Genomic DNA, 4657 nt, shown 5'->3' with positions numbered 1-4657 from the left:
TGTCGAGAAACTATCGGGCGACGTCGAGAAACTATCGGGCGACGTCGAGAAACTATCAGGTGACCTGGAAAAACTGACTTTTAAGTTCGACACCGCTCAGAGCATCGGAGAACGGCTGGAACGTCTGGCCACCAGTCTCATTGCCGGGGCCACCATCAGCATTATTGCCGGTGTGATTTTGGTGCTGTTGCGGGAGGGATCCCGTTAGGAAAAAACTGCTTGGGTTTGCAACGGGAATGAGAAACTTGGGCCACCGGCAAAAGGCAGTGGGAGCCCATAAAGCCAAGAAGCAAGGCAAAAGCTAAGATGCCCTCGAAATGCCTGGGGGCTCAACTGCCGGAATTGAGTTTTTCCCAGTCCTGCTGATGGATGGCGATCATCTGGGCTTGAGCCTGGATAGCTGCCAACACCTCTGTCATCAGGGGCCAGTCGCTCCGCGGTGGACTGGGGTACTGCTTGAGTTTGTCGATTGTGTTGCTGAGAGCACTTTGCAGTTGTTGTAGCAGTTGATGGGTCTGTTGGGCCAAGGCTAAGGTCTCGGAGACGCGGAGGTTATTCTGACCTTGTTGATATTTCTGGAGGGCTTCCCCTCGCAAAATACTCAAGATGGCTCCTTCTCTGGCGAGGGCAGTCTGGCCACTTTTGGAGCGCTGCGGGATAATGCGCAACTGCAAAACCAGTGGCTCCCCCCGGTATACCCGTTCCACCTCTGCCTGCTGCGGCTCTCCGAGCAGCTCTGGATCCAGTGCCATCATCCGCTTCATGGAGGCGAGCAACTTCGCCCGTATGGACTCCGAAAGATCTTTGAACAGATCCCGCAAAATCCCCTGCTGACGGTAGCGCACCCGACAAGAAGCCCCCTCTTGAGGTTCCACAAAAATCTGCTCGGCTTTCTCATCCAAAGCCCGTCGCAGCATCGAGTTGAGCAACTGCTGCACCGTCTCTTCCGATTCGTCGGCGGGGACAGGCGGAGCAGTTGGCCGAGCGGAGGGGGGCTGGGTTGGCGTCAACTGCGTGGGTGGCCCCGCCACAGGAGCGGGAACCTCCCGCGTCACCCGGCTGGCTTGGGCCTGGAGGCGCAGCCGCTCCACCTCTGCCGGGTCGGGGGGATGGCTGAAGTAGTAGGCAATGAGATCCTGCTGCTGCTGAGCGGTGAGCGGGATCGGCTCAACGGAGATCTGGGAATAGGCCAGCATCTTGCTCACGTAGTCCAGCGCTGCCAAATCCTGGGGATCCACCATGCCCAAAATGAGGCTGTCGGTATCCAGGGCCACGGGCACAACCTGGTAGTAAATGCAGATCTCCACCGGCAGGTATTGGGCAATCAGGGCCGGCACCCGCGCCCGGTCAATGATTGAGTGTTGTCCCACCGCCAGAGAGGCATTTGGATCAGTCATGGCAAGCCTGGAGTGGATCCCGCACAGGCGAGACATCGCTTTCGAGCATTTTGATCATAGAGTAAAGGCTGCCTCCCCGCCGCCTGAGCCCCACAGCATCCAGGCTCGTCTGACCGGCGCAAATTGCATAATGTAATACTAGGAGCATTCTAGAATCCTTTACACCCACAGCAGTCAGGCCTTGTTAAGTCTTGGAGTTAACATCGACCACATTGCCACCCTTCGCCAGGCTCGCCGCACCGTAGAGCCGGATCCGGTGGCAGCGGCAGTGATCGCCGAGTTGGCGGGGGCAGATGGGATCACAGTGCACTTGCGCGAGGATCGCCGTCACATTCAAGATCGGGATGTGCGGCTGTTGCGGCAAACGGTGCGCACCCACCTCAACCTGGAGATGGCCGCCACCGATGAGATGGTGGCCATTGCTCTGGAGATCAAGCCCGACTACGTCACTTTGGTTCCCGAACGGCGGGAGGAGATCACCACCGAGGGGGGCCTGGATGTGGCAGGGCAGGTGGCGCGTCTTAGCGATGTGGTCGGCCAACTGCAGGGATCCGGCATTCCGGTCAGCTTGTTTATCGACCCGGATCCAGTGCAAATTGCCGCTGCCGCCCAGGTGGGGGCCCGCTGGGTGGAGCTGCACACGGGGCGCTATGCCGAAGCTGCCTCCGCAGCTCGGCGGCAGGTGGAACTTGAGCATCTGGAAAAAGGCTGCCAACAGGCCCTTCAACTGGGCCTGCGGGTGAATGCGGGACATGGTCTCACCTACTGGAATGTCGGCCCGGTGGCGCGGATCCCGGGTATGGAGGAGCTGAACATCGGCCACAGCATTATCAGCCGAGCGGTGCTGGTAGGACTGGATCGGGCGGTGCGAGAGATGCGTCAGGCGATGGGATTAAGCTGAGGAGCAGGCCCGGCATGGACTCGGAATACTACGGCTACGAAAACTACGTTCTGGAGCAGGCTGAGATCGAGCGCCTGCTGGATCTGCTGCCTGCCAGTATGCGAGAGAGCGTCAAGATCTTGCCGGCCTCGGAACGGCAGACAGTGGTGATCAAGGGCCGTCGGCAAATGCCCTGGGAACGGCAAATGCGGCTGTTTATCAAGCCCTACGAGTGGCGGCAATTTACCCCCCTGCAGCGAGCGGGGCTGTTCCTGCACAAGGTGGGCTACTACAGCCGGGCAGCCTCGCGGCAGATCGACTTTTACCTGGCCATAGCAGCTCTGGGAGGGTTGAGCTTGATCTTTGAGGCTGTGCAGCAGGATCCGGTGGGAGCAACGGTTTCGGGAGGTTTGAGTGGCTTGGCCCTCTGGCAGTTGCGCCGCGACCAAACCAACGACCGCCGTCTGTTGGCTGCCGATGCCTATGCGGTGGATCGTCTGGTGTTGCGCGGGATCCCACGGCTGCAGGCGGTGGAGGCTCTGGGGCAGGCGCTGCACGTGGAGGCCCGTCTGGAGGGGCGCTCCGGCAATGATCTACTGGACATGTTGCGCTATCAGAACCTAAAGCGGCTGGCCCAGCGTCCGGCGGAAGATATTGTGCTGAGCTGAGGGAGATGCTTTCCCCCTCGCGGCTGGGATCCCAGGTGGGCCATTGGGGCCATTACCTCCTGCAGGTGGCGGTAACCGATTCCACCAATCGGCTGCTCCTGGACTGGAGCCGCCGGTTTCCACAGCCGCTGCCGGTGGGCACGGTTTTGGTCAGCACCCGCCAACGGGCCGGGCAAGGTCAACATGGGCGGGTATGGCACTCTGAGCCGGGAGGGCTGTATCTATCGGTCTGGCTGGGATCCCCGCCCTTGCATCACTCGCTGCTGGAACTGACCCTGACCTTGGGCTGGGGTATTGCGGGCAGTCTGCGGCAAAAACTGGGGATCCCGCTGCGGCTGAAATGGCCCAACGATCTGGTGGTGGTGGGCCCGGATTCTCTGCTCAAGCTGGGGGGGATCCTGGTGCAAAGCCGCTTTGGGGGGGACGGGCAACTGCTGGGGCTGGTGGCCGGCGTGGGTGTGAATATCAACAATCCCGTGCCCGCCGGGGCGATCACCTTAGCCCACATCTTGGGATCCCGACAGTCCCTCGACCGCACCGAGATTGCCGGCTGGGTTCTGCAGGGGATGGAGCAGGGATTCCAGGTCTGGTTGCAAGAGGGATTTGGCCCCGTTCGCCCAGAGTACGAAGCCTGGATGGTTCAGTCGCAAGTCCAAGGAGCCCAGGGGGAAAGCAGCCTCACGGTCTTGGGCCTTGCCGAGGATGGGCGGGTGCGAGTACAAACACAAGGGGAGCAAGGATCCATCCTGACGCTTGCACCTGACCAAGTTCGCTTGAGCTATCACGCTCCTGTTGGCGGCGATCTGTAGCCTTTCTGGTTTTTCTTGTGTGGCCTGTGTTGAGTGCGGTGATGAAGCCTTTGGTTGCGGCAGCGCGCCTTTTCTTCCCACAAAGGCGACGGCTGCGCTTTTGGCTGGGTCTGCTTTGGCTCTATCCCACGGCTCTGCTGGCCCAGACACAACCCAACCCTTTGCCCCCACCGCCCGTGGTGGAGCCGGCTCTGGACACGCCTGGGGCGGCAGCCCTGCTGCTGGATGGGGCCATTCCTCTACGGGGAGAAGCTCTTGAGGCGGGAACCCACCCAGAGACGGTGGTGGGCCGGGAAATGGTTATTGAGCCGAAAAAAAACCGTGGCCTGGCCACCCCCGGCAATAGCGGCACGGCGTCCTTTTCTCAACCTGAAGGTGGGGTGCCGGTGGTGCTGATGGAACGCAGCTCCGGTCGCCGCATCATCCTCACCCCAGGTGAAGAGATTCGCATTGAGGATCCCAGCCAGACCCAAGCGCCTGAACCGCCAACGCCGGAGTTACCAGAACTGGCGGCAGGTGAAGAACGACTGCTCTATCCCCTACCCCATCCGGTGCCGATTACTTCTGGGTTTGGCATGCGAATTCACCCCATTCGCGGAGAGCCGGAGTTCCATGCCGGGGTGGATTTGGGGGCCAGCCTGGGAACGCCGATCTTGGCCTCTTTGAGCGGCAAGGTGGTCACTTCGGGATCCCTGGGCGGTCTGGGGATCACCGTTGTGCTGGAGCATGCCGGCAACCAGCGCACCCGCTATGGCCATATGTCTGAATCTGCTGTGGGTGTGGGAGAAGTCGTGAAGCAGGGCACCGTAATCGGCTACGTGGGGGCGACGGGAGCGGTGACGGGGCCCCACTTGCACTTTGAGTTGTGGAAACGGACGGTGGGGCAAGGCTGGGTGGTTTTGG

At 60.9% G+C, this 4657-nt stretch carries 5 protein-coding genes and 1 pseudogene; 5 read left to right on the top strand and 1 reads right to left on the bottom strand.

Annotated features, from left to right (window positions below; all coding sequences use genetic code 11):
- A pseudogene (locus tag NW844_RS12170) lies at window positions 1–208 on the top strand (hypothetical protein); the annotation flags it as partial.
- A 121-nt stretch (window positions 209–329) separates the two neighbouring features.
- On the opposite strand, the gene NW844_RS12165 reads toward NW844_RS12170, so the two are convergent.
- The gene (locus NW844_RS12165) at window positions 330–1397 is read right to left on the bottom strand and encodes a hypothetical protein (RefSeq protein WP_414335995.1); all 1068 of its coding nucleotides are present in this window, start codon (window positions 1395–1397) and stop codon (window positions 330–332) included.
- 181 nt (window positions 1398–1578) lie between these two features.
- Between NW844_RS12165 and NW844_RS12160 the strand changes: the two genes are divergently transcribed.
- From NW844_RS12160 to NW844_RS12145, 4 genes are all read left to right on the top strand, one after another.
- Complete coding sequence (locus NW844_RS12160; protein ID WP_414335993.1) at window positions 1579–2298, top strand: pyridoxine 5'-phosphate synthase; 720 nt, start codon at window positions 1579–1581, stop codon at window positions 2296–2298.
- A 14-nt stretch (window positions 2299–2312) separates the two neighbouring features.
- Window positions 2313–2945: a DUF3318 domain-containing protein gene (locus NW844_RS12155; RefSeq protein ID WP_414335991.1), complete on the top strand. Its 633-nt coding sequence runs from the start codon at window positions 2313–2315 to the stop codon at window positions 2943–2945.
- Between the two features lie 5 nt (window positions 2946–2950).
- On the top strand, window positions 2951–3754 hold the full coding sequence (locus tag NW844_RS12150; protein WP_414335989.1) for a biotin--[acetyl-CoA-carboxylase] ligase: 804 nt from the start codon (window positions 2951–2953) through the stop codon (window positions 3752–3754).
- A gap of 41 nt (window positions 3755–3795) precedes the next feature.
- The coding region (locus NW844_RS12145; protein WP_414335987.1) for a M23 family metallopeptidase at window positions 3796–4657 on the top strand (862 nt) is incomplete at its 3' end.

Origin of the sequence: Synechococcus sp. H55.2 (genome assembly GCF_047462495.1) — a bacterium.
In the GTDB taxonomy this organism is placed as follows: Bacteria; Cyanobacteriota; Cyanobacteriia; order Thermostichales; family Thermostichaceae; genus Thermostichus.
The sequence above is the reverse complement of the archived record's forward strand: the minus strand, read 5'-3'. Positions and strand labels throughout refer to the sequence as shown.